Source organism: Alsobacter ponti (genome assembly GCF_024294805.1).
GTDB classification, from domain to species: Bacteria; Pseudomonadota; Alphaproteobacteria; order Rhizobiales; family Beijerinckiaceae; genus Alsobacter; species Alsobacter ponti.
The window spans coordinates 38,743-63,631 of sequence record NZ_JANCLU010000018.1 but is presented as its reverse complement, the minus strand read 5'-3'; the positions used below and the strand labels follow the sequence as shown (position 1 = coordinate 63,631).

The following is a 24,889-nucleotide window of genomic DNA, read 5'->3' as shown; positions in this document are numbered from 1 at the left end:
ATGGAATTAGGCGGGATAGCTACAAGCAGGTTATACTCGCGTCAATTTCCAGAAAGTTTTCATATGCGGATTTTTACGGAAAATGCTTAAGAAACCCAACGAGAGCGCGATCACGATTCCGAGCCTGTCGGCCGGCATCGCCCGCAGGGCCAGCGCGGCGATGATCTACACGATCGCCGCCTCTCTCGCGGCCTTTCTGGTCTGGGCGGCGTGGACCGATCTCGACAAGGTCACGCATGGCGCCGGCCGTGTGGTGCCGCAGATGCAGAACCAGGTGGTGCAGCATCTGGAAGGGGGCATCGTCTCGGAAATTCTGGTCAAGGAAGGCGACCGGGTCCAGCGCGGCGAGCCGCTGATGCGAATCGACAACAGCTTCGCCCGCTCGGAACTCGCCCAGGCCAGCATTGAGTTGAAGGCCAAGTACATCCGGCTGGCGCGGCTCGAGGCGGAGAGCAAGGGATTGCAGCGACCCGAGTGGCCGGCGACGTACATCAAGGACTTGCCCGGCATCGCGGAGCGCGAGACGGCCTTGTTCGAAACACGCCAGAAGACGATGCACGCGCAGGAGCAGATCCTCGACGACCAGTTGCGTCAGAAGGAGCTGGAGCTCTCCGAGTTCAGGTCGCGCCTGATCAACACGCAGGCGGAGCGGGAGCTCGTGCAGAAGCGCGTCGCCAATCTTCGCCGCCTCGCCGCGCTCGGCGCCGTGTCGCAGAACGAGCTGCTCGACAACGAGCGGACGCTGCAGCAGATGGACGCCCGGATGTCTGACCTTGGGCACGACATTCCTCGCACGGACTCCGCGCTGAACGAAATCCGGAACCGGCGCGCCGAGGCCGCCCTGAGGTTTCGAGGCGACGCCGACAAGGAGCGCGCCGACACCGAGGTTCAGATCGCCAAGCTGAACGAATCCATCTCGGCGATGCAGGACCGGCGCATCCGGTCCGAAGTGGTCGCGCCGATGACCGGAGTGATCAACAAGCTCTTCGTCAACACGATCGGCGGCGTGGTGAAGTCCGGCGAACCACTAGCGCAGCTGGTGCCGTTCGACTCGTCCGTGGCCGTCGAGGCCCGCCTGTCGCCCACAGACCGCGCGCAGGTCTGGCCCGGGCTGCCGGCGATCGTCAAGGTGAGCGCCTACGACTTCTCGATCTACGGCGGGCTTCCCGGCAAGGTGGTCGAGATATCGCCCGACGTCCTGCAGGACGAAAAGGGCCAGCCTTACTTCCGCGTGCGCCTGGAGGCGGACGCGACGGCGTTCGGCCCCGACAAGCCCGTCGTCCCCGGAATGCTGGCTGAGATCAACATCATCTCGGGTCATCAGACCGTATTGTCAGCGCTGCTTCGCCCCGTGCGCAGAGTTCAGGAGATGGCCCTGCGCTGACGCACGCGGCGCGCCGGGCCGCTGCGCGGCTCGCGGCGCGGCCCCCGCTCGCCTGACGGCCCCGACCTACTTTTCAGGCCGCCATGACGATCAGCTGCGCAAGCTTGTGCGCATCGTCATGCACCGTTCCGTCATAGACCGTGTACGTCGTCGCGCCGCCGGCGTCGACCGACGAGGTGACAGTCTCCGTCCCGCTGAGATTGAGCCAACCGCCGCCGGACGCGCCGGACCCAACGTCGTTCCCGTCCACCTTGAGGGTCAGCACCGAGGCGCCGTCCGCGCCGGCGATTCCCCGGATTCCGGCGGAGGATAGGCTGCCTGAAGCGGCCACGCCCGCTCCGGTGAAGTCCAGCACCTCCACATGGCTCAGGACGCCCGCGCCCGAGACGTTGGAGAGCGCCACCGCTCCGCCCGAGAAGCTGACCGTGTCCGTCCCGGCCCCGCCCTCGATCGACGGTGGCGTCACCAGCGCGCTGGTGTCCAGGCGGAACAGGTCGTTGTCCGCGCCACCGTCGACCCGGTCGCCCGCGCCGGCGAGGATCGTATCCGCGCCCGCTCCACCGCTTATAGTATCCGCGCCCGAGCCGCCCGTCAGGACGTTGGCCGACGTCGAGCCGGTCAGCGTGACTCCGGTCAGCAACCCTGAAGCGTCGACGTGCTCGAAGCTGGTTACGACGGCGTTGTCCCCGGACGTTTGGTCCGCCGTCTGTGACAGGTTCACGTTCTGAGCGTCGGCGAGGACGAGCGTGTCGTTGCCCGTGCCACCGTCCAGCGTCGCCGAAGTCGCGTGGTAGACGAGACGGTCGTCGCCCGCGCCGCCGGCCAGACTGTCCACGCCGAGCCCGCCATCGAGCGAATCGGACCCGCTTCCGCCCAAGATGGTTTCGTCGCTCGATGAGCCCACCACGGTCGCGCCCGCCCCGGCCCCGAGGGCCGAGGCGTCGACCCGTTCGAACCCCGTATTGGCGACCAGATCCACCGAAGCCGCGGCTCCGACCACGAGCGTGTCGTTCCCCGCGCCGCCGAGCAGCTGCGCATTAGCCGCGAAAGTGACCCGGTCGTCGCCGTCGCCCGCGTCGACCCGGTCGCCCGCTCCGATACCGGCGATGGTGTCGTTGCCCGCGCCGCCGAGAATTGTCTCGGCCGCGCCGCCGCCCAGCAGGCTGTCCGCGCCGTCCCCGCCCGAGAGCGAGTCCGCGCCGCCGCCGCCGGACAGCGTGTCGTTGCCCGATCCGCCAAGCAATGTGTTCGCGCCGGTGGAGCCGGTGAGATTCAGCGCGGCGGTCGCTGCCGAACCATCGACGCTCTCGAAGGTCAGGACCTGGCTAAAGTCGTTCAGCGTCTGGTCCGCCGCATTCCCGAGGTTCACGACGAGGCCCGGCGTCGTCGCGCCGAGCACGAGTATATCGTTGCCGGCCTCGCCCGCCAGGATCGCGCCCGTGACGTTCGAATAGATCACCCGGTCGTCGCCGGCGCCCGCCGCGATCGAGTCGCCGCCGCCCTTGCCGTCGATCGTGTCGGCATATTGCGAGCCCGTCACGCTGTCGGCGGACGTCGTTCCCAGGAAGTTGACCGCCGACGTCGCCCCACTCGCGTCGAGCCTTTCGAAGGCGGAGGCCATCAGTCCGGACGCCAACGCGCCGGTGAAGTCGATGGCGCCGCCCGCGCCGGATATGACGAGCGTGTCGTTGCCCGAACCGCCAACCGCGGTGGCGTTGCCTCCCAACAGCACCGTGATGGCGTCGTCGCCCGCGCGCCCGTCGAGGGAGTCGGCGCCTCCGCGTCCTATCAGCCCGTCGGCGGCGGAGCTGCCGATCAGGGTGTCCGCGTTGGTCGTGCCCCGCAGATACACGGTCGCCGAAAGCCGGCTCGCGTCGATGGCCTCGAAACCCTGGACCGTGATGTCGCCGTCATTGGACGGGGACTGGTCGTTGGCGGCGAGGTCATAGACATAGTTGCCGTCGCGGCTTCCGAGCACCAACGTGTCCTGCCCGGCCTCGCCATCCAGGATCCCGTTGTCTTGTCCGGCCCAATAGACGATGCGGTCGTTCCCAGCGCCGCCCCTGATGGTCTCGTAGGCGGCCTCGCCAAGGTCGATGCTGTCGTTGCCGGCGCCGCCGACAAACCACGCGAACGTCTGTGCTGCCCCAATCACGGTGAAATTGCCGGTCGCCACCCCAGCGTTGATCCTCCTGAAGTTGTCGACGAAGCCTTGATTGGCCGTGCCGGCGTCGATGGTGTTGTTGACAAGGTTGACGTTGTGGTCGTCGGCTCCTGTGAAACCGAGGTAGTTGGTGCCCGTGCCGCCGTCCAGCCACATGGCGGAGCCGTCAGCCACGACGGAGTCGTCGCCATCCCCCGCGAGCACCGTGTCCTGTCCGGTTCCGGAGTTGATGGTGTCGTTGCCTGCGCCCGTGGTTATCCTGTCGTTGCCCGCGCCGCTGTTCACTCTGTCCGCGCCGCTTCCGGTGGTGATCGTCTCGTTGCCCGTGCCGCCCGTGACTCTCTGCACCTCGCCTCGCGAAGAGCCGTTGTAGGATTCGATTCCCGACGCACCGATGTCGATTTGGAACAAGGTGATCCCGGTATCCAATCCAACCAGCGTCAGCGTGTCCGATCCCGCGCCGCCCAGCACCGTGCCGTCGCCAGTCCATAGCAAGACGTCGTTGCCGTCGCCCCCATCGACCGAATCCTTGCCGCCATTCCCGTCGATGGAGTCGTTACCGGCTCCGCCCAGCAGTGTGTCGCCCCGCACCGCGTCGAAGAATGCGCCGCCCAGCAGCGTGTCGTTGCCCGCGCCGCCGTCGAGGCTGTTGTTGGCCGTAGACCCGCCGGTCAGCGAATCGTTGCCGCCAAAGCCCAAGAGAGTGTCCGCCCCGCCTCCACCGGTGAGCGTGTCGGCGGCGTTGCCGCCCGTCAGAGAGTTCGCCCCAGCCGTGCCCGTAAGAACATTTGACCCGGTCGTCGAGCCGATGATGTTCTCGACGTTCGAGACGACGTCGCCCTGCGCGTCTCCGCCAACGCCTGTCCCCGACACGAGGCTCAGCATCACGCCTCCGGCCGAGGCCGAATAGTCGACGGTGTCGATTCCGGCTCCACCGTCGAGCGTGTCCGCGCCCGCGCCGCCAACGAGCGTGTCGTTGCCGCCGCCACCCGACAGGATGTTCGCGCCGGAGTTGCCGGTGAGCGAGTCCGCGCCCGTCGAGGAGCCGATGACGTTCTCGAAATCGTAGGCAGTGTCGCCGTCGGCGTCGCCTCCCGAGACGGTGTCCTGCCCGGCGTCGGCGAGCGTCACCGTGACGCCACCGGCCGAGGCCGAGTAGTCAAGGGTGTCGACGCCCTGGCCGCCGTCCAGGCTGTCCGCGCCGCCCTTGCCGGCAATGGTGTCGTCGCCGCCGAGCCCGATGATTGTGTCGGCGGCGGAACCGCCCTGCAGAATCTGCGAGGCGTTGGTGCCGATGAGGTTGAGAGCGCCGGTGTAGTTGTTGGTGATGAGCCCCTCGAAGTTGACGGCGCGGCCGCCGAAGAGGGTTCCGGTTCCGAAGTCGAGGGTGAGCGCGTCCGAACCCGTCAGCACCAGGGCGTCGGAGCCCGCGCCGCCATCCAGCGACGCGCCGTCGCGCCAGACCACCGTATCGTTGCCGCCGCCGGTGGAGATTGTGTCCGCCCCGCCGCCGCCATCGACGGAGTCGGCCCCGGTGTCGGTATTGAGGCCCGTAATGATCGACTCGGCGTTGACGCCGCCGACGACGGTCATGGACGCGGTACGCGACCCCGACACACGCAGCGCTTCGAATCCCGTCGACGAGAGATTCACGCTCACCGAGGCGTTGCTGGAAATGGACAGCGTGTCCTGTCCCGCGCCGCCGATGACCGACCCCGATCCCGCCCAGGTCACGTTGTCGTCGCCGCCTCCCGCGTCGATCGTGTCAGCGCCGCCCGCGCCATTGATGGTGTCGGCAAAGGCCGAGCCGGCGATGGAATTGGCGGCCGCGGAGCCGATGACGGAGACGCCGGCCGTCGCCGTGGCGGCGTCGATGTTCTCGAAATTGCGAACCGTCGCGTTGTCGCCAACGGTCTGGTCGCTCTGACCGAGGTTGATCGAGACCGCGCCGGAAACCACCAGCGTGTCGGACGCCGCGCCGCCGTCCAGCGTGGCCGCGACGTTGCGGTAGATTACCCGGTCGGCCCCGTCGCCGGCGTCCACGCTGTCCGCGCCTCCGCCGCCGTCCAGCGTGTCGGCGGAGGCCGAGCCGGTCACGCTCTCGGCCGCAGTCGAGCCCTTGAAATTGACCGCGCTGGTGAGGCCGCCGGCGTCGATCGCCTCGAACCCGGTGAAGGGGTTGGCGGCGAGCGACAGGTCCAGCGTGCCGCCAGCGCCCGTGAGCGCAAGCGTGTCGTTGCCGGCACCTCCCGATAGCGTGGCGGTTCCGCCGAGAGCGGTGTTGACCTGGTCGTTGCCGTCGCCCGCACTCACCTGGTCGCTTCCGCCAGCCCCGGTGATGGTATCGTCGCCCGCGCCGCCGACGATCGTGTCCGCGCCGGTCGAGCCGGTGATGCTGTCGTCGCCGGCCCCGCCGTCCAGCGAGTCGGATCCGCCGCCGCCGGCGATCGTGTCGCCGGCCGATCCACCGAGCAGCGTGTTCGCGCCGCTCGAGCCGGTCAGGTTCACGGCGGTCGCGAGAGCGCTCGCGTCGATCGCCTCGAGATTCGTCGCAGCCAGCCCATCGGTCGTCGGGGTCTGGTCAGCCGCCGCGAGGTTGAACGCGTTCTCGGCGGCTGAGCGAAGCTGGGTCAGCACCAGCGTGTCGTTGCCGGCGCCGCCGTCGACCGACCCGCCCCAGCGATAGACGATTCGGTCGTTACCCGCGCCGCCAAACACCGTGCCGGCGTTTCCGCCATCGATGCTGTCGTTGCCCGTACCGCCTCTGATGACCTCACTCAAGGTTGTCGAGCCGATCAGGGTGAGCGGGCCGGTCGCAGCCGATGCGTCGATCGCCTCGAACCCGGACACGCGCGTGGCGTCCGACAGTCCGGTCTGGAAGTTGACGACGTGCGAAGCGGATCCGGTGAAGAGAAGCGTATCGGAACCTGTCGAACCGTCCAGCGAACCGGCCCCATCCCCGGCGTCGACGGTATCGTCGCCACTGCCGGCGAGCACCGTGTCCGCGCCCGCACCCGGATCGATGCTGTCGTTGCCGGCGCCGGTGGAGATGCTGTCGGCCCCTCCGGCGCCACGCACCGTGTCGCCCCCCCCGCCGGTGAGGATGGTCTCGTTCCCCGCTCCTCCGGTGATGTCCTGGGCTTCGGTACGCCCGGACCCGTCGAAGGACTCGATCCCCGCCGCGGCGATGTCGATCACGAACGAGGTGATTCCGGCGTCGGGCGCGGCCAGCGTCAACGTGTCGGATCCCGCACCACCCAGCACCGTGCCCGCGCCCGTCCAGACCAAGGCGTCGTTGCCGTCGCCGCCGTCGATGGAGTCCGCGCCGCCGTTTCCGTCGATGGAGTCGTTGCCGGTCCCGCCGAGCAGCGTGTCCGCGAACCCTCCGCCCAGCAGCGTGTCGTTGCCCGCGGCGCCGTCGAGGCTGTTGCCCGCCGTGTCTATGGACACATACGAGGCGGAGCCGGTGACGGCCATCGTCCCGCCGAGGCCGCCTATCGGAGCGAGGGGGTTCGAGCCGTCGAAGCAGTAGGCGGCGACGAGACCCGTCGGGACCGGCGCGCCGTTGACGGTGTCCAGGGCCAGAAGCTTCGCCTCGTCGGAGGTAAGCGCCCGGTTGTAGACGAGGAAATTGTCGTACTCCGCATCCGGCGTCCCGACGTTGCCGAACGAGCCGCTAAGGCCGACACGCGCCGTGATCGAGCCCGAGAACGCGAGCAGTCCGACAGTCGCACTGCCCGATTTCAGAGTGAGGGCCACGCCGTCCATGTAGGCGGTCGCCACGCCCGCCGCGTCGACCGAGAGAGTGAAACTGTGCCGCTCGCCATCGTAGGGATTCATACCGGCCGGCGGAGCCCACGTCGTCAACGCTCCGCCGACATTCGCGCCCTGGTAGATGATTTCGGCTGCGCCGCCATTGTTGCGAATGCCCAGCGACGGGAAGGCCCTCGCGGTCGTGTTCCAGTTGGCGCCAACCAACTCGGCGAAGGCCGGCGCCGTGCTTCCGACATCCGTTCGGATCGCGATCGAAAGCGCGAACGCGGTGTTGCTCATCGCCGCCGGGCTGCTGATCGTTGACGAGGTGGAAGCGGAGCCAGAAACGCCCATCATGGCGGACGTCCCGCCGATCAGCAGGTCGTTTCCGCCGCCGCCGATGAGAGTGTCCGCGCCGCCTCCACCGATCAGCGTGTCCGCGCCGGCACCGCCAGTGAAAGCGTTCGCCGCGGCCGAGCCCGCGATATTGTTGGCCCCGGTCGTCGAACCGATCACATTCTCCGCGTTGATGACGACGTCGCCCTGGGCGTCGCCGCCCAGCGCCCAACCGCCGGGAAGACTGATGGTAATGCCGCCGATCGACGCCGAATAGTCGACGGTGTCGATTCCAGCTCCGCCGTCGAGCGTGTCCGCGCCCGCGCCTCCCACGAGCGAATCATTTCCGCCACCTCCGGACAGGATGTTCGCGCCGGAGTTGCCGGTGAGCGAGTCCGCGCCCGTCGCGGAGCCGGTCAGGTTCTCGAAATTGATCGCGATGTCGCCCTGCGCGTCGCCGCCCGAGGCGACAACCCTTCCGGTGGCGTCCAGCGTCGCGACGACGCCGCCGGCCGAAGCCGAATAATCCAGCGTGTCGATGCCCTGGCCGCCGTCCAGGCTGTCCGCACCGCCCTTGCCGGCGATCGTGTCGTTGCCGCCGTTGCCGAGGATCGTGTCGGCCTGCGAGCCGCCCTGCAACTGCTCTGAGCCGCTCGAGCCCAGCAACGTCAACCGGCCCGTGTAGCCGGAGGTCAGGATGTTCTCGAAACTCGTGACCCCGCTGGGGAGACCCGAGCCGTTGCCGAAATTAATCGTGTAGTCGGCCGACCCCGAGATCACCAGCGCGTCAGAGCCCGCGCCGCCATCGAGCGACGCTCCCTCCCGCCAGACGACAGTGTCGTTGCCGCCGCCCGTGGTCACCGTGTCCGCGCCCCCGCCGCCATCGACGGAATCGTTGCCGGTGTCGAGATCGCCGCCGGTCCGGATCGACTCCGCGGCCGTCCCGCCGGTGACCGTCATCGCCGCCGTGCGCGACCCCGTGACGTCGAGCGATTCGAAGCCGGACGGCCCGAGGTCGATACGGGCCGTCGCGTTGCCCGACACGATGAGCGTGTCGTTGCCGCTGCCGCCGACCGCCGTGCCAGCGCCGCTCCAGATCACGCGGTCATTGCCCGCGCCCGCGTCGATCGTGTCGGTCCCGCCGCCCCCGTCGATCGTGTCGGCGAAGGCGCTGCCGACAATGCTGTTCGAACCCGTGCTCCCTGTCAGGGACACCCCCGCCGCGACGGTGGTGGCGTCGATGCTTTCAAAGTTCCGGACGTTGGCGGAATCGTTCAGCGTCTGGTCGGTCAGGCCGAGATTGACCGTCGTGGCGGAGTACAGCTTCAGCGTGTCCACGCCCGCGCCGCCGTCGAGCACGACGCCCGAGGCATCGCGATAGGTGACCTGGTCGTTGCCGGCACCGGCGTTGATGCTGTCGGCGCCGCCCATGCCATTGATCGTGTCGGCCCCTGCTCCGAGGACGATCGTGTCGGCTCCGGTCGTGCCTTCGATCTTGACGGTGGACGTGGACGCGAACGCGCTGAGATCCAGGCCCTCGAATCCGCTGACCGTCACGCCCCCCGCAAAGCCCAGGTTGGCGCGCGTGAGATAGAGCTCGAGGTTCGTGGCCGTGGACGGGTTGTCCAGCCACAACGTGTCCGCTCCGTCTCCGCCGTCGAACCTGGCGCCGGTGACGAGCACGCCCTTCACGAGGTCATTGCCGTCCATGCCAGCGATCGAGTCGACGCCGCCGCCGGAAATCAGCGTGTCGCCGCCGTTGCCGCCGCGGATCGTCTCGTTGCCGGTACCGCCCGTCACGCTCTCGGCGCCGGCCCGTTGGGTTCCGTCGAAAAATTCAATGGACGACGCCGTCATATTGAACGTCATCGTCTGGTTGGCGCTCGCGCCCGCCACGGCAATGAGCGTGTCGTTGCCCGCGCCGCCCTGCACCGTGTCGCTGTAGGTCGCTTGGATGCGGTCGTTTCCGGCGCCGCCGTCCAGGCTGTTGGAACCGGGATCGTTCGACCAGCCGTGGATCAGCGTGTCGTTGCCGTCGCCTCCCGCCAGCGTGTCGTTGCCGTAGCCGCCGACGAGACTGTCATTTCCGTCGCCGCCGTCGAGCGAGAGGTTGCCATCTGACCAGCTGGCGGCCTTGCCGACGATCGTATCGTTGCCGGCGAGGCCGAAGATGGTGTCGCTGCCGTCCGCGCCGACCAGCGAATCAGCGCCCGCGCCGCCGGTGATGCGGTTGTTCAGGCTATTGCCGACGCCTGTGAAGGCGCCCGTTCCCACGTAGACGAGGTCCTCGAGATTCGCCCCGAGCGTGTAATTGACTTCGGAATAGACCGTGTCCGCGCCGCCGCTCGCCGAGCTCTCGGTGACGGAGTCGCCCGCCGTTACGCGATAGGCGTCGTTGCCCAGCCCGCCGTCCATCGTGTCGGCGTCGGCGCCGCCGTCGAGGGAGTCATTGCCGGCGTCCCCGAGAAGGCTGTCCGAGCCGTTGCCGCCCAGCAGCGTGTCCGCGCCAATTCCACCGACGAGCGTGTCGTTGCCGTCGCCGCCCGATACGGAGTTGGCGCTGGTGTCGCGGTCCGTATTGAACCCGGGAGTGTCGAAGGTCGAGCTGAATATCGGTGACTTCGTGACGAAGGACGAGCCCAGCGTCGTGGTGTCGCGCGTGGCGAGCTGCGCGATCTCCGAATCCGTCAGCGACTGCTTGTAGACGAGGATGTCGTCGAAATAGGCGTTCCCGTCGCGAGGGTCCGCGCCGAGTTGCACGCCTGCCGCGAGCGTGGTCCCGTTATTGGGCAGCGCGGCGGCGCCGCGCGCCAGGGCAATACCGTCGACGAACAGCTTGAATCCATCCGCGTCCACTCGCAGCGCGATGGCGTGCCACGCGGTATCACGGGTGTAGGTGTAGGTGGTTGTCGATCCGTCGGGCAACTGCACGGTGATGCCGCCGGTGCCGTATCCCACGCCGACGCCGCCCAGTGTGACGAGATGAGAGCCCGTCGTCACGTCGGCCTTGATCTGGAAGCCGATCGTGATGGCGGAGTTCGCTACTTGCAGGCCAGTCGCAATGTTCGTCGACGTCGAGGCGGAGTCGGTCAGGAAGCGCTTTCCGGCGAAGAGGATGTCATTCCCCGAGCCGCCATCCAACGTGTCCGCCCCCAGGCCGCCGCCGATCGTGTCCGCCGCCGCTCCGCCGACCAGGCTCTCCGCGAGACTCCAGCCGCCGAGACGGTTCGCGCCGACGGAGGAGCCGACCAGAATCTCCACCGTTCCCATGGCGATGGTGTCGTTGGCCGCGTCGCCGCCCGCCTGCGCATCGGCAGCCGCGAGATCCACGTTGACGCCCGCGGCGGAAGCCGCGTAGCTCAGCGTGTCCGTCCCCGTTCCGCCGTCGATCGAGTCCGAGCCCGCGCCGCCGAGGATGGAGTCGTTGCCGTCGCCAGCGATAAGCGTGTCATTCCCAACGCCGGCGTCGAGCGTGTCGGCGCCCGCCCCACCGTTGAGAGAGTCGTTTCCGGCCTGGCCGACCAGGCTGTCATCACCGGCGTTGCCGGATAGGGTGTCGGCGGCCGAGCCGCCCGTGAGCACGTTCGCCGCGCCGTCGCCGGTCAGATTGTTCGAGGCGGACGACGCTCCGATGACGTTCTCGATTCCGGAGAGCACGTCGTTCGATGCGTCGCCAGAGGACGCTTGCGCGCCGCTCAGGTTGAGGTTGACGGTGACGCCCGCTGTGGATGTCGCGTAGCTCGCCGTGTCCGTGCCGAGGCCGCCGGACAACGTGTCCGCGCCGCCGCCGCCGATCAGAGTGTCGTTGCCGTCGCCGCCGCTGAGCGAGTCCGCGCTGCCGCTTGCGGTGTCGTCGCCGACCAGCGAGTCGTTGCCGCCGTTTCCGATCAGCGTATCCGCGTCGCCCATGCCGAGCAGCGTGTCGGACGCGGCCCCGCCTTCCAGTCGGTTCGCGGCGCTCGATCCGGTCAGGAAGTTCGAGCCCGTCAGCGAGCCGATCACGTTCTCGACGCCGTACAGGAGGCTTCCGGGAGCCTGGCTGGAGATGCCCGTCGTCAGATTGAAGGTGACGCCGGACGTCGCCGAATAATCGATGGTGTCGACGCCGTCGCCGTAATCGATGGTGTCCCTGCCTCCGCCGCCGACGATCGAGTCGGCGCCCGCGCCGCCCATGATCGATTCGTTGCCGGAGCCGCCCACGATGGTGTCCGCGCCCGACCCGCCAACGAGCGTGTTGTTGCCATCGCCTCCGACGAGGCTGTCCCCCGCGTCGACCCGGCTTCCCAGAAAAATGCCCGCGCCGCCATTGAAGGCGCGGTCACGTGTCACGGCGTCGGCGAGGTCATTCCTGTCGAAGTCGTAGGCCGAGATCAGGCCCGAGGTGACGGGCATCGCCGTGGCGGAGAGCGAGGACACCTCGGTCGCGCCGAGCGCGCGGTTGTAGAGGTACAGGCTGTCGACGTCGCTCGTGCCGGTCGAGGTCACGTTCAGCGACACGGGCCCGCCCATGTCCAGCAGCGCCGACAGCGTCCTCGTGCCGAGTGCGACGCCGTCGACATAGGTCGTCACGACCCTGCTGGCGGAGACGGTGATCGTGACGGTGTGGAGGTTGCCGTCATACACGTTCGCCGTGGCCGGAACGGTCCACGTGACGTTGGGATTGCGCGTGGTCGCGACCGTGAGCGTGGTGCCCGTCAGGCTGACGGCGAAACTGTTGTTGGTCCCCGTCGCCGAACTGAGTTCCAGATTCGTCGTCCCGTTCGGGCGAAGGTCGAAGCTCAGCGTGAACGCCTTGTTGTTGAGCACGCCCGTATCGGCGATTCTCGCCGTGGCCGCATTCGTGGCGTTGACCCGCAGGACGCCGGTGCCGCCGACGCCGCCGTCGAGATAGTCGGCGCCCGCGCCGCCGATCAGCGTGTCCGCGCCCAGCCCGCCCGTCATGCGGTCGTTTGCGTCGCCGCCGATCAGCACGTTGTCGCCGGAATTACCGATCAGCGTGCTCGCCGCCGTGATGGAACCGCGTGCGTTCTCGATGTTGGCGTAGGTGTCGCCCTCGGCGTCGCCGCCCGACCCCAAGCCTGACGTCAGGTCGACGCGCACGCTGGTGGTGGCGTTCGCGTAGCTCGCCTCATCGAGCCCGACGCCGCCGTCGAGGCTGTCCGCGCCGGCCCCGCCGACGAGCGTGTCGTCGCCGGCCGCGCCGCTCAGCGTGTCCTTGCCGGATCCGCCGGTGATGACGTTTGCAAGGGCGTTGCCCGTTCCCGTGAAGTTCTGCGAGCCGGTGTAGGTGAGGTTCTCGACGTTGGCGGCGTTCGCTGCGTTCGCGGTGAGGTCGTAAGCGGTGAGGTTGGCGGTCTGGATTTCGTCCGTGCCGCCGCCGGGCAGCTCGGCCACAACGTCGGACGTCGAATCGACGAGGTAGACGTCGTCGCCGGCGCCGCCCACCAGGCTGTCGCTGGCGATGGAGACGCCCGGACCGGCCACGCCGGCGAGCGTGTCGTCGCCATCGTTGCCGATCAGCGTGTTCGCGCCGCCCAGTCCCGACAGGCTGTCATTGCCGCTCCCGCCCTCGATTCTGTTGGCGAGAGCGTTGCCGATGCCGGTGAAATTCCCGGCTCCGGCATAGATCAGGTTCTCGATATTTGCCTGCGCCGTCGCGCGGGCGGAAACCGCCGTCACAACGCGCACCGTGTCGTTGCCCCCGTCGGCCAACTCGGTGGTGACGTCGTTCGCGTCGTCGACGACGTAGGTGTCGTCGCCGGCGCCGCCTGACATCGTGTCGGCTCCCCCGCCGCCCACGAGGCTGTCGTCGCCCGCCTGGCCATCGAGGACGTTGGCGGCCGCGTCGCCGACCAGCGTGTCGGCCTGGCTCGATCCCCGCAACTTCTCGATTCCGACGAGGCGGTCGCCCTCGGCGTCGCCGCCGACCTGCGGCTCAGTCCGCGTCAGGTCCACGTTGACCGCCTGCGCCGACCTGGAGTAGTCGGCCATATCCGAGCCGTCGCCGCCGATCAACGTGTCCGCGCCGCCGAGGCCGGCGAGCGTATCGTTACCCGTTCCGCCTTTGATTTCGTTGGCGACGTCGTTGCCGACGCCGCTGAAGTCGCCTGTTCCTTCAAAGGCCAGGTACTCGACGTTGGACTGCGTCGACAGGTCGAATTCGTTCAGCGTGGTGACCACGCGGTCGGTGCCGCCATCGGCCGCCTCGACGATGCTGTCGCCGGTTGTGTCGACCCGGTAGTTGTCGTCGCCGGCACCGCCTTCCAGCGTATCTGCGCCCCCGGCGCCGTCGAGCGAGTCCGCCCCGGCCCCGCCAACGATGCGGTTTTGACTGTCGTTACCCACGCCGGTGAAGTCGCCAGTGCCCGTGAACAGCAGATCCTCAAGTCCCGCCGACAGCGTGAACGCGCCCGCGGTGGACTCGACCGTGTCGGCGCCGGCCGAATCCGAAATCTGGTCGCCCGCGTCGTCCACGCGGTACAGGTCGTTGCCGGCGTCGCCGACCAACGAGTCCCCACCAGCCCCGCCGTCGAGCGTATCGTCGCCATCGCCGCCGAGCAGCGTGTCGCGTCCCATGCCACCGAACAGCGAGTCGTTGCCGCCCAGGCCGCGCAGCAAATTGTCCGCCTCGCCGCCGATGATAGTGTCCGCCATCTGGGTGGCGAGGACGACCTCGATCGACTCGAGCGTGTCGACGCCTTCTCCCGCCACGGACGCCCTGGCGTTGACGAGGTCCACATAGACGCCCGCGACGGCGCGGCTGTAATCAGCCGTGTCGACGCCCGCGCCGCCGGACAGCGTGTCCGAACCGGCTCCGCTGACCAGCAGGTCGTCGCCCGCGCCGGCGGTGAGTTCGGAGCCGGGGTCCGCCGCGTAAAGCGTGTCGTTGAACCTCGAGCCCGTCGCGTTCTCGACCGAAACCAGGCTGCCCGAGACGGCCGAGCCGTCCAGCCGGGCCAACCCGTTGCGCAGGTCGACCATCACCGCGGCGGCGGAAGCCGAGAAGTCGACGAGGTCGTCGCCGTCGCCGCCATCGAGCGTATCTGCGCCCGCGCTGCCGCCGAGCGTGTCGTCGCCCTGCCCGCCGACGAGGCTGTTGTCGGACGCGTCGTCGCCGGAAATGACGTCGTGATACGATGTCCCGACGACGTTCTCGACATCCGTGAGAATTTGCCGCTGGCCGCCGACGCGCGCGAAGCCGTCGGCGAGCGAGACCCTGACGGCCGAATCTTCCGCGCTGTAGTCGATCACGTCCTGGCCATCGCCGCCGTCGATGGAGTCGACGCCGTGCGACGACACGAACGTGTCGCCGCCGCCCATGCCCGAAAGGCGATTGTCGCCGTCGTCGCCGGTGATGCGGTCGCCCGCCGCGCCACCCCGCGCGTCCTCGATGCCAATCAGGAGGTCGCGGCCCGCGCCGGCTCCGGAGGCCGAGCCGGCGTTCAGGTCGATGACGACGGACTCGGCCTCGGCCGAATAGTCCGCGAGATCGGCCGCGCCGTCGTCGGCCGAGCCGTCCAGCGTGTCGTCGCCGCCGCCGCCCGCCAGCGTGTCCGCGCCGAGGCCGCCCGTCAGCACATTGGCCGCCGCGTCGCCAGCAAGACGGTCGCCGAAACGCGACCCAATGACATTCTCGACGCCGGCGACGTCGTCCTTCGCCGCGCCATTCGAGACCCAGGTCGTCTTCCCGGCGGCGAGGTCGACCGCAATGCCCGCGCCCACGAGGGCGTAGCTCAGGGTGTCTGTGTCCGCGCCGCCATCGATCGAGCCCTGGCCCGTCCCGGCCAGAAGAGAATCGTCACCGCCGCGCCCGACCAGCGTGGATCCGCCCGACGATCCGGCAAGCGTGTCCGCGAAGCGGGTGCCGTAGACGATCTCGATACCGGACAGCGTGTCCCCTTCGGCGTCGCCCCCGGAGGCCGAGTTCTGGCCGAGGTCCACCGAAACGCCTGAAGCCGACCCCGCGTAGTCAACCGCGTCATTGCCCGCCCCGCCGACGAGCGAATCCGAGCCCTCGCCGCCGACGAGCGTATCGTCCCCGTCGCCGCCAAGCAGAGTGTCCGCGCCCGCGCCGCCGGACAGCGAGTCGCCGCCCGCGAGGCCGACGAGTTGGTTGTCGCCGTCCGAGCCGACGATCGTATCAGCGAAGGCGGAGCCCGTGGCGTTCTCGAGGCCCGCGAGCGAGTCGTTCGCCGCCCAGCCGCCGCTGGCCGCGCCCGTCGCGAGGTTCACCGATACAGCGGCGTTCGAACCGGCATAGGAGACGGTATCCACCCCCGTCCCGCCCTGCAGACTGTCCGCGCCCGCGCCGCTGATGAGGAGATCGCCGCCCGCGCCGCCGTCGAGCGTGTCGCCGCGGTCGTCGGCGACAAGCGTGTCCGCCCACGCGGATCCGACGACGCGCTCGATCGAGGAGAGTACATCGCCCTCCGCGTCGCCGCCCGCGCCGACGCCGGTCCGCAGGTTCACGGAAACCGGAGCCGCGGACTGCGCGTAGCTCGCCGTGTCGAGGCCTCCGCGGCCGTCGAGCCGGTCGGCGCCGGCCCCGCCGATCAACACGTTGTCCTGCTCGTCCCCGGACAGCGTGTCGGCGAAATTGGATCCCTCGAAGTCACGGAACCGGGTGAAGCGGTCGCCCCTGCCAGCTCCGCCCGAGACCGTGCCGGCCACCGCGTCGAGGCTGACGCCGCTGTTGGACAACTCGTAGGACAGCAGGTTCTCGCCGGTCCCGCCGTCCAGCGTGTCCGCGCCGGCCGTCGAGACCACCGTGTCGTCGCCGCCTCCGCCGGTGATGTGAGCTCCAGGCGGATTGGCCCAGAGCACGGCCGTCTTGGCGCCGGTCGCGGGGTCGGTAAATGAGGTGTCCGTCTCGCCGCCGACTTCGCGCACCCCGCAGGCCAGGCGCGCCGGCATCGACTTGGTGGCGCCCGTGCTGTCCTCAACGATGACGTTCATCTCGAGTGCGAACGTCTTGAGGAACCCGTTGGCGTCAGCCGCCACGCCGTCCGGCGGGATGGTGTACTTGATGCGCGCGACGATCTCGTTCGGCGTCGCGTCGTCCACAACGATCACGTAGGTGCCGGACGCCGTTCTCGCCGCCCCGATGATCGTGACGCCGGCCGGGACATTGACAAAGGTGATCGACGTCGCGGTCCAGCCATACCCCGCGGGGTAGGTGAACTTCATGGCGATGTCGGCGACGGCCTCGCCTGGGTTCGTCAGCATCGCCGAAGGGCCGAGCCATTCGTCGCCGTCGCCGCCTGCGAGCGTCGTGGGCGCGCTCATATTGGCGTAGGTCGGATCCGTGTCGGCCGGGCTCTTGGCCGGCGAGGCGTGCAGATAAGGCACGCCGTCCCGGGTCTCCGACTCGCTGGTGACCACGCCGAGCACCTCGAAGGTGACGCTCGCGACCACCTCGCTCGAGATTCCGTTGCTCTTGGCGGCCGACGGCGCTGCGCCGATGTTGGAGATCTCGATCGCCTTCGTCTCGATCGGCGGCGGTGGGGTCTGCCCCGCCGCGACGGAGGGTCCGTCGCCCTGGTCCTTGTTAGGAGTTTCCGGCGTCTCCTCGGTGATCTTCACGATCGGCCGTGGCGGCGGCTGCACGTCCACGGGGGGCTGCCCCTCCTGCGCCTCGCCGGCGCCTTTCGCGTTGTCCGGCGTCTCCGAGGTGAGCTTGAGGGCGGTGAGGGACTCGGAGAGATGGATGTCGCTGATCTGGGCGAACACGTTCTGGCCCGCGACGTCCCCGTCGACGAAATGCAGCACGGGGGCGTTCGGGTCCATCAGCTTCATGGCGAGGCCCGGCAGGATCAGCCGTGCTCCGTCAGGAAAGACGATGACGAGGTCCACGTCGACAATGGCGATTTTGACGTCGGCCATCGCGAAATCGAACGCCAGGTCGTGGTCGGGCGACACGTCCACCAGCTTGATCGCGCCGGGCGGCGGCTTGCCGACGTGGAGAACCTCAGGCCGAGCGGAAGCCTGAGCGAGTTCGACGACACGGGGGCTCGAAAGCGGGACGGGCCGCATGAACGATTTCCATCAATTTAACCGGAGCCCAGTTCCCGAAAAGGGGCCTGTCGGGCCTCGGTCGTCACAAATCCTACGGGGTCAAAAAGTAGCGACCCCTCGATGAATTAATGCAGCATGGCGCATGAATGCAAAGGAAAGATTGACGTTCGAAATTGTCCCATGTCGTCGCGATCAAGAAAAGCAACCTGCGGATGCATGTCGACGCGACTTTCGCGCAATGATCGATGCCTGGATCCTGCGCGCGTTAATGCCAACGAGGAGCGATAACAAGGGATACCTAAAATCCCTCGATATTTGTCCTTCACGTTGCCGTGAAATCATGCCGGCGACAATTTTGCGTCCAACCCGATGGATCCTCCACGCCCGAGCGCGCAGCGATCAGCTCGGCGTCAGGATGCCGGTTCGCAGCGCCATCTCCTCCGCGGTGGCCTGCCGGGCCTCCCTCGTGCCGAGCAATTCCGGGCAGGCGCGCTCGAAGGAGACGCCGCCCAGTCCGCCATTGCGCCAGCGAAGCTTCGCGATGACGGCGAGGTTGCGGCTCGGGATCACCAGTCCGATGTCCTCGGGAAGCCCGAACGGCATGTTGCCAAGCCCGGCCCCGTTCGCGCTGATGTCGCGCACTCGGCAAAACCCGATGCATGTCTGGCCGCTGAACAGCAGGGCGCGAAGCAAGACCTTGCTGCGCCGGGAGCGCCGCCTTTCCTCGGGAACGGACCGGATCGCCTCCGTCCGGATCATCGCATGGTCTCTTTGCCGCCCAATGGGAGGTCAGGATTTCACGCAATCCTTTCGGAAGTTTTGCGGCCGACGCTTCATTGCATCGTTCACGGAGTCATTGGTGCGATTTCGTGCGCACGTCGTGCCCATTCGGCGCGACAGCCGTTCACATGTGCAGGCGGTGGCCGGGATCCTCCGCGGACTGGATCGTCGCGGCCGGATCGGGCGTGGCGGCGGCTTGGGCGGCGGCGGCCTGATCGTCGGGCGAGAGCAACTTCGCCACTTCCTCGCGCGCGTCCAGGGCAAGCGACCGCCCATCCGGGTCCATCTCCCCGAATCCGCGCGCCGCGGCGCTGAGCCAGGCGTACGCCTTCGCCGGATCGCGGGCGACTCCAAACCCGTTGGCGTAGGAGAAGCCGAGATTGTACTGGGCGTCCGCGACGCCCTGGCGGGCGGCGCGCTCATACCAGCTCGCGGCTTCCGTGAAATCCTGCGCGAGGCCTCGGCCGGATGCGTACATCACCCCGAGATTGTAGGCGGCCTCGGCGTGCCCCTGGTCGGCGGCCCGCCTGAACCAGGCGACGGCCTGGCCGTCGTCCTGTTCAACATCGAGCCCGTCGGCATAGCGGACACCCAGGTTGTATTGCGACGGCGCGAAGCCCTTCTCGGCCGACAGGCGCAGCCAGCGTAGCGCTTCCTCGGCGTCCTTTGGGACGCCCTGCCCTTCGGCGTACATGATCGCTAGGAGATGCTGCGCCGCGACGTCGCCGCGCAACGCGAGCGGCTTCAGCAGGCGCTGCGCGCGAAGGTGCTCCCCCCTGTCATAAGCGGAGGCGGCGTCGGCCAGGGTCGGCTCGGCTGCCAAGGCGCGGCCGGCGCCCGCCGGCCCCAGCACAAGCAGGCACGCGATCACCCAGAGGGAAGCGGGACGAAACAGGCGCATCGTCAGACACCCTCGCGTCTCGGCAGGGCACGGCATAGGCCTGCGAAAATATGGAACGCCCAAGATTGTGCAATCGCAAGTCCCATCTTGGGTAAAGTGTCTCTCAACTTGAGATAGGAAATTGCAGCGCTTTCGCTTGATGCGTGTCGCTACGAGACGAAACTTGAGCTTGACGCGTGCCCTCGTCGCCGGATTGACCCCCGCCTCGTTTCTCCTACCTACTGGGTCCTTCGCCGAGGCTCCCCCGGGCCCGGCGACGGATTCCACGGAGGATACCCATGAAGCGTACGGCGACCGCGAACTGGACCGGAACGTTGAAGGACGGCGGCGGCACACTCGACATGCAGAGCGGCGTCTTCGCCGGGCAGCCCTATACGTTCAAGGGCCGCTTCGTCGACGAGGCCGGGCGCTCGGGCACCAATCCCGAGGAACTGATCGCCGCCGCGCACGCTGGGTGCTTCGCGATGCAGCTTTCGCATTTCCTCGCCGAGAACGGCACACCGGCGGAGAACCTCAACGTGACCGCCGCCGTCGAACTAATCCCCGGCACGGGCATCACCGGAAGCGCATTGACGCTCGTCGGCAAGGTGCCCGGAATCGACCAGGCGAAATTCACCGAGCTGGCGGAAAAGGCGAAGGCGGGCTGCCCCGTCTCCAAGGCGCTGTCGGCGATCTCCATCACCCTCGACGCGCGCCTCGCTTGATCTTTGCGCCTCCGCGCGGGGAACGACGCGCGGAGGCGTGCACAAGCTGAGGACAACCCGCACTAAACCGTTGATTGCATCGTGAAGCCGCCGCACCCTGTCTGCCGGATGACAGGATGGCAGATGGCTTCGGACAACGACGCGGCATTCGCCGAAACGATGGCCAAATCGGCATGGGATGATCTCGCTCTGGCGCGTGATATCCGCAGGCGAGTCATCCGCGGCGAGGCCTGCGCCTGGGAGGCGCGGCGGGTCGACCTGCTCGCCACGTCCGCCCGTGCCCATATGCGCCTGTCCCTTGCGCTGCGCGGCATCAGGCCGGAGACGGGCCGCTCGCGCGGATGACCGATGCGGCGTGAGGCGATTGCGATTTACGCTCCGCCGCCGCTAGGCTTGCCGCCGCTGCTCCAATCGGGTCCGCCATGATCGCCGTCGTCTGCGCCACGCCCGAGGAATTCGCCGCGCTGCTCGCCCATGTCGACGCGCCGCACGAGGTGGAGTTGGCCGGCTTTCTTGCGCGCCAGGGGTCGTATGACGGCCAGCCGGTCGTGCTGGCGCGGTCGGGGATCGGCAAGGTGAACGCGGCGATCCTGGCGACTCTCCTGCTGGCGAGGGGGAACTGCCGGGCGATGGTGTTTTCAGGCGTGGCCGGCGGCCTCGCCGAGGACCTGCCGGTCGGTTCCGTCCTGCTGGCCGAGCGTATGGCCACCCACGATTACGGCATCGTCTCGGCGGGCCGTTTCACCCGCGTCGAAACGGGCGTCATTCCCATTGGCGCGCCCGAGCTGACGCAGCCGCGGGCGCTTCCGCCCGAAACCGTCACGGTGCTGGAACGGTTGCGCGACCGTGTCGCCCCCTTGCTGGGGCATCCGATCCGGCTGGGCACGATCCTGACCGGTGACATCTTCCTGAATTGCGCCAGCACGCGCGACGCGCTTCGCGCGGCGCTGGCGGGCGACGCGATCGACATGGAATCCGACGCCGTGGCGCAAGCCGCGGATCGCTTCGGCGTTCCTGCCTACGTCATTCGTACCGTGTCCGACCGCGCCGGCGAGGACAGCCACACCAGCTACACCGAGATGGCGGCCATGGCGGCGCACAACTCCGCGCTCTGTGTCCGTGAGCTTCTGGCGATGCTGCGAGAGGACGCCGCTCAGCGATAGAGGTCCGCGCGCGTCGCCGGTGTCGGCAGCGCACCCTTGTTGCGGCGGGAGGCCAGCGTCTGGAAAATGCCGACGGCTCCGCGCTCGAACGCCAGCGAACAGCCACCCAGGTAGAGCAGCCACATGCGGGTCTTTTCGGGACCGACCTCGGCCTCCGCCTCCGCACGCCGGGCCAGCAGGTTGTCGTGCCACAACCGGGTCGTCCGCGCGTAGTGCATGCGCCAGCCTTCGACGTCGTGGATCTCGAATTTCGCGCGCTCGAGATTGGCGATGGACATGCCGACGTGGTCGAGTTCGCCGCCCGGGAAGATGTAGCGCACCAGCGCTCGGTACTCCGCGCGCATGCGCCGGAACTGGCGGTCCGTGCCCTTGGCCGGCCGGGAGATGGCGTGGTGCAGATAAAGGCCGCCCGGCTTGAGCAGGCGATGCACCGCCGCGAAATAGGCGCGGTGGTTGTCGATGCCGACGTGCTCGAACATCCCCACCGACGAAATCGTGTCGAAAGGCTCGTCCTTCATCTCGTTGTAGTCGACGAGCCGGATCTCCACCCGGTCGGACAACCCCCGCGCGGCGACCCGCTCGCGCGCGATCGCCGCCTGCTCCTGCGACAGAGTGATGCCGACGGCGCGGACGCCGTGATGCTCGGCCGCGTGGCAGACCAGCGCGCCCCAGCCGCAGCCGATGTCGAGATGGCGCTGGCCCGGCCGCAGGCGCAGCTTGCGGCAGATCATGTCCAACTTGTCGCGCTGCGCTCGCGCGAGATCGTCATGGAAGTCGGGCGAGAAATAGGCGCAGGTGTAGACCATCTCCGGATCGAGAAAGAGCCGGTAGAACGCGTTGGAGACGTCGTAGTGATGCGCGATGTTCCGCGCGTTCGTGGCGGCGTCGCCTCGCCGCGTCCCCGCCGCGTCGCCCCGTCCGGCTTCCATCGTCGCCTCGCGCGGCGCCCGGGCGAGGCTCCACCAGGCCCGCAGCAGCCGCAGCAGCCCGATCCGGCGCGCCGCGCGGCCGGGTTTTCCCGCCGGGCGCAGCGCCGCGAGGTCGAAGATCGTGCCTCCGGTCCAGTCGACGCGGCCCGCGACGTGAAGTCGGATGAAGGTGTCGAGGGACGGCCGGCGCAGCAGCGAGGCCAGCGCTCCTTCATCCGCGATGGTCACGCGCAGCGGACTGTCGCCGCGCGCCGGCGGGATTTCGCCGCCGTCCCACAGGCGCAGCCCGAATCCCAAGTCGAGTTCACGGACCGCGCGCGTGAAGATCTCGCGGGCGGCGCGCAGGCGCTTTTCGGGCTGATCCATGCGCCACGGATAGCACGAGATTTGAGCGGTTTGCGAGCGCCGGTTGCTGAGGTTTTCGCCAGGGCGAGGCGGACGCGGCGGCTCTCAGGCCCGGCCGCGCTCGGAGCGGTAGGGCCGGACCTTGGCGTCGATGAAGTTGCGAATCTCGGTGAGCCGCAGCGCCTCGTCGATGACCTGCTCGTCGAGCCCGAAGCGCCAGGCGATATCGCGGCGGCCGGGCTCGGCGTGGAGCGCCTTCAGGTCCGCCACGAAGTCGCCGTGGTCGGCCTCGTCGCGGAAAAAGCCTTCGCCGATAAGCATTCCAGCGCGGCGGCCGATGATCGCGGCGAGTTCGTCCAGGCTGAATTCGGGGTGATACTGGACGCCCCACATCACCCCGCCATCGAAGCGGATTTCGGCCGCCTGCACCGGCGTCATCGCATTGCCGGCGAGCAGCGTGATGTCGCCCGGCAGGGCGGTGACGAGGTCGAGATGGATGGCCGGCGCGTCCCATGCGGCCGGACGACCGGCGAGCAACGGGTGCGAGGCCCCGTTGTCGGTCCGGGTCAGCCGGCGCGCGAACCCGACCTCGCGCCCCACCGGGTTGGGGCCGACATCGCCGCCCGCCGCCAGCGCGCCCATTTGCAATCCCCAGCACGACCCGAACAGGGGAGTGCGCGAGCGGAACACGGCGCGCGCCAGCTCGATCTGCCGCGTCACTTCCGGCTGTCCGTGATAGGCGTGCAGGGCGGAGCCGGTGAGAAAGACGCCGTCATAGCTTTCGAGGCCGGCGGGATCAGGCAGGTTCGCGCCTTCGTCGGCCGGGAAGGCGATGTCGCACACGGCGTCCCGCGCCAGGCTCTCGACCACGGCGGCGTAGGATTGTGACGGCGTCATGCCGAAGGTGTGCGCGTGCTGCTCACGCGCATCGCGCGCGTTGCCCTCGACAACCAGGAAACGTAAGGCCATGACAGGTCCGTGGGATGGGCGGCGCGCCTGCGTCGCCGGCGCGTCCTGATTATCATTCCCGCGACGGACGGCAAGAGTCGCGACTAGCGGGCCGGGAGGACAGGGTTGATCGCAGCCGTTCGCGCGTGGCTCTCGGGCCAGGCCTATGTCCTGCTCGGGCTCACCACCTTCATGTGGGCGGGCAATGCGGTGGCGAGCCGCTTCGCCGTGGGCCAGATCTCGGCCATGTCGATCACGGCGGGCCGCTGGGCCGTGGCGCTCGCGGTGCTGGTCCTCTTCACTCGCCGGGAAATCCGCGGCTGCGCGCCCGAGTTGCGGCGGCAATGGCCGAAGATCGCGCTGATGGGCGCCATCGGATTCACCGCCTTCAACGCGCTGTTCTACCTGGCCGGCCACTACACGACCGCGGTCAACATCGCGATCACGCAGGGCTCGTTTCCAGTGTTCGTGATGCTGGGCGGGCTCCTCGTGTTCGGCACGCGCCCCACTCTCATGCAGACGGTCGGCGCGCTGGTGACGCTGGTCGGCATCGCCGTGCTGGCCGGCCACGGCGACTGGGAGCGGCTGAAAAGCCTGACGCTGAACTTCGGCGACGTTCTCATGCTGGTCGCCTGCGTGTTCTACACGGCCTACACGCTGGCGCTGCGCAGGCGGCCGGCGTTGCCCGCGCTCGTGTTCTTCACGGCCATGGCGGCGGCGGCGTTCCTGACTTCGCTGCCGCTGCTGGCCATCGAGATGGCGCTCGGCGCGACGCAATGGCCGACGCCCACAGGTCTCGCGACGCTCGTCTTCATCGCGCTGTTCCCGTCGCTGCTGGCGCAGGTGCTGTTCATGCGCGGCGTCGAGCTGATCGGCCCGAGCCGAGCGGGCCTGTTCATGAACCTCACCCCGGTGTTCGGGTCGATTCTCGCCGTCGTGCTGCTGGGGGAGCCGTTCGGCATCCCCGAGACGGTGGCCCTCGCTCTGGTGCTCGGCGGCATCGTGCTCGCCGAACGGCTGGGGCGACCCAGGCAGCCGGACGTCAGTCGCTGAAGCTGCGAGGCCGCGCGCCATCGATGGACGGACGGCTTCCGAGCGGCGCGCCCTTGTCGTCGAAGGGTCGCGTCCGCAGGTCGAGGGAGTCGCCGCGCCGCGCGCCCTGGAGCCGGTCGGCGTTTCGCCGCGCGCCGTCCTCGCCGAGTCCGCTGCGCCCGGACCGACCGTAATAAGTCTGCGAGCCGCCCCGGATCGTCTCGTCCTTGTGGTAGCGCCGGTCGTAGCCATAGTCGCGCAGCGGCAACTGGCTCTGCCCGAGCGCCGGCGCGGCGACGGCCAGCGTGGCGAGGGCAAAGACGAGGCGGAGTGCTGAAGCGTGCGGGATCATGACGAGTCCCTCGCCGGTTCGTGGCGTCCTTAGCCTGAAAATAGGAACGCCCCGCCGCCTTCTCAATGGGAGAACGCGCGGCGG

The 24,889-nt window shown here is 68.6% G+C and carries 11 protein-coding genes; 5 read left to right on the top strand and 6 right to left on the bottom strand.

Annotated features, from left to right (window positions below; genetic code table 11):
• Positions 1-82 precede the first annotated feature (82 nt).
• Positions 83-1,384, top strand: a complete 1,302-nt coding sequence (locus tag NK718_RS16825; protein WP_254744637.1) for an HlyD family type I secretion periplasmic adaptor subunit — start codon at positions 83-85, stop codon at positions 1,382-1,384.
• 73 nt (positions 1,385-1,457) lie between these two features.
• On the opposite strand, the gene NK718_RS16820 is transcribed toward NK718_RS16825, so the two are convergent.
• From NK718_RS16820 to NK718_RS16800, 3 genes are all read right to left on the bottom strand, one after another.
• Positions 1,458-17,669 (bottom strand): calcium-binding protein, encoded by a 16,212-nt coding sequence (locus NK718_RS16820; protein WP_305883677.1) that lies wholly within the window; start codon positions 17,667-17,669, stop codon positions 1,458-1,460.
• A 381-nt stretch (positions 17,670-18,050) separates the two neighbouring features.
• Positions 18,051-18,293 (bottom strand): hypothetical protein, encoded by a 243-nt coding sequence (locus tag NK718_RS16805; protein WP_254744634.1) that lies wholly within the window; start codon positions 18,291-18,293, stop codon positions 18,051-18,053.
• A gap of 262 nt (positions 18,294-18,555) precedes the next feature.
• Positions 18,556-19,332 (bottom strand): tetratricopeptide repeat protein, encoded by a 777-nt coding sequence (locus NK718_RS16800; protein ID WP_254744632.1) that lies wholly within the window; start codon positions 19,330-19,332, stop codon positions 18,556-18,558.
• A gap of 278 nt (positions 19,333-19,610) precedes the next feature.
• Here NK718_RS16800 and NK718_RS16795 point away from each other — a divergent pair, with 278 nt between their 5' ends.
• From NK718_RS16795 to mtnN, 3 genes are all read left to right on the top strand, one after another.
• Positions 19,611-20,036 carry an OsmC family protein gene (locus tag NK718_RS16795; RefSeq protein ID WP_254744630.1) on the top strand — a complete coding sequence of 142 codons (426 nt, stop codon included), beginning with the start codon at positions 19,611-19,613 and terminating at the stop codon, positions 20,034-20,036.
• A gap of 123 nt (positions 20,037-20,159) precedes the next feature.
• A complete protein-coding gene (locus tag NK718_RS16790; protein ID WP_254744628.1) occupies positions 20,160-20,381 on the top strand; it encodes a hypothetical protein in 222 nt (73 codons plus the stop codon).
• A 77-nt stretch (positions 20,382-20,458) separates the two neighbouring features.
• Positions 20,459-21,199, top strand: coding sequence for a 5'-methylthioadenosine/S-adenosylhomocysteine nucleosidase (mtnN, locus tag NK718_RS16785; RefSeq protein ID WP_254744625.1), 741 nt, complete (start codon positions 20,459-20,461; stop codon positions 21,197-21,199).
• Here the strand turns inward: mtnN and NK718_RS16780 are convergent.
• Positions 21,190-22,494 (bottom strand): class I SAM-dependent methyltransferase, encoded by a 1,305-nt coding sequence (locus NK718_RS16780; protein ID WP_254744623.1) that lies wholly within the window; start codon positions 22,492-22,494, stop codon positions 21,190-21,192. The genes mtnN and NK718_RS16780 overlap by 10 nt on opposite strands.
• Positions 22,495-22,578: 84 nt before the next feature.
• Complete coding sequence (locus NK718_RS16775; RefSeq protein ID WP_254744620.1) at positions 22,579-23,442, bottom strand: type 1 glutamine amidotransferase; 864 nt, start codon at positions 23,440-23,442, stop codon at positions 22,579-22,581.
• Positions 23,443-23,547: 105 nt separating this feature from the next.
• Here NK718_RS16775 and NK718_RS16770 point away from each other — a divergent pair, with 105 nt between their 5' ends.
• Positions 23,548-24,474 carry a DMT family transporter gene (locus NK718_RS16770; RefSeq protein WP_254744618.1) on the top strand — a complete coding sequence of 309 codons (927 nt, stop codon included), beginning with the start codon at positions 23,548-23,550 and terminating at the stop codon, positions 24,472-24,474.
• Here the strand turns inward: NK718_RS16770 and NK718_RS16765 are convergent.
• Entirely contained in the window at positions 24,464-24,805 is a 342-nt protein-coding gene (locus NK718_RS16765; RefSeq protein ID WP_254744615.1) for a hypothetical protein, read from the bottom strand. The genes NK718_RS16770 and NK718_RS16765 overlap by 11 nt on opposite strands.
• Between the last annotated feature and the right edge of the window lie 84 nt (positions 24,806-24,889).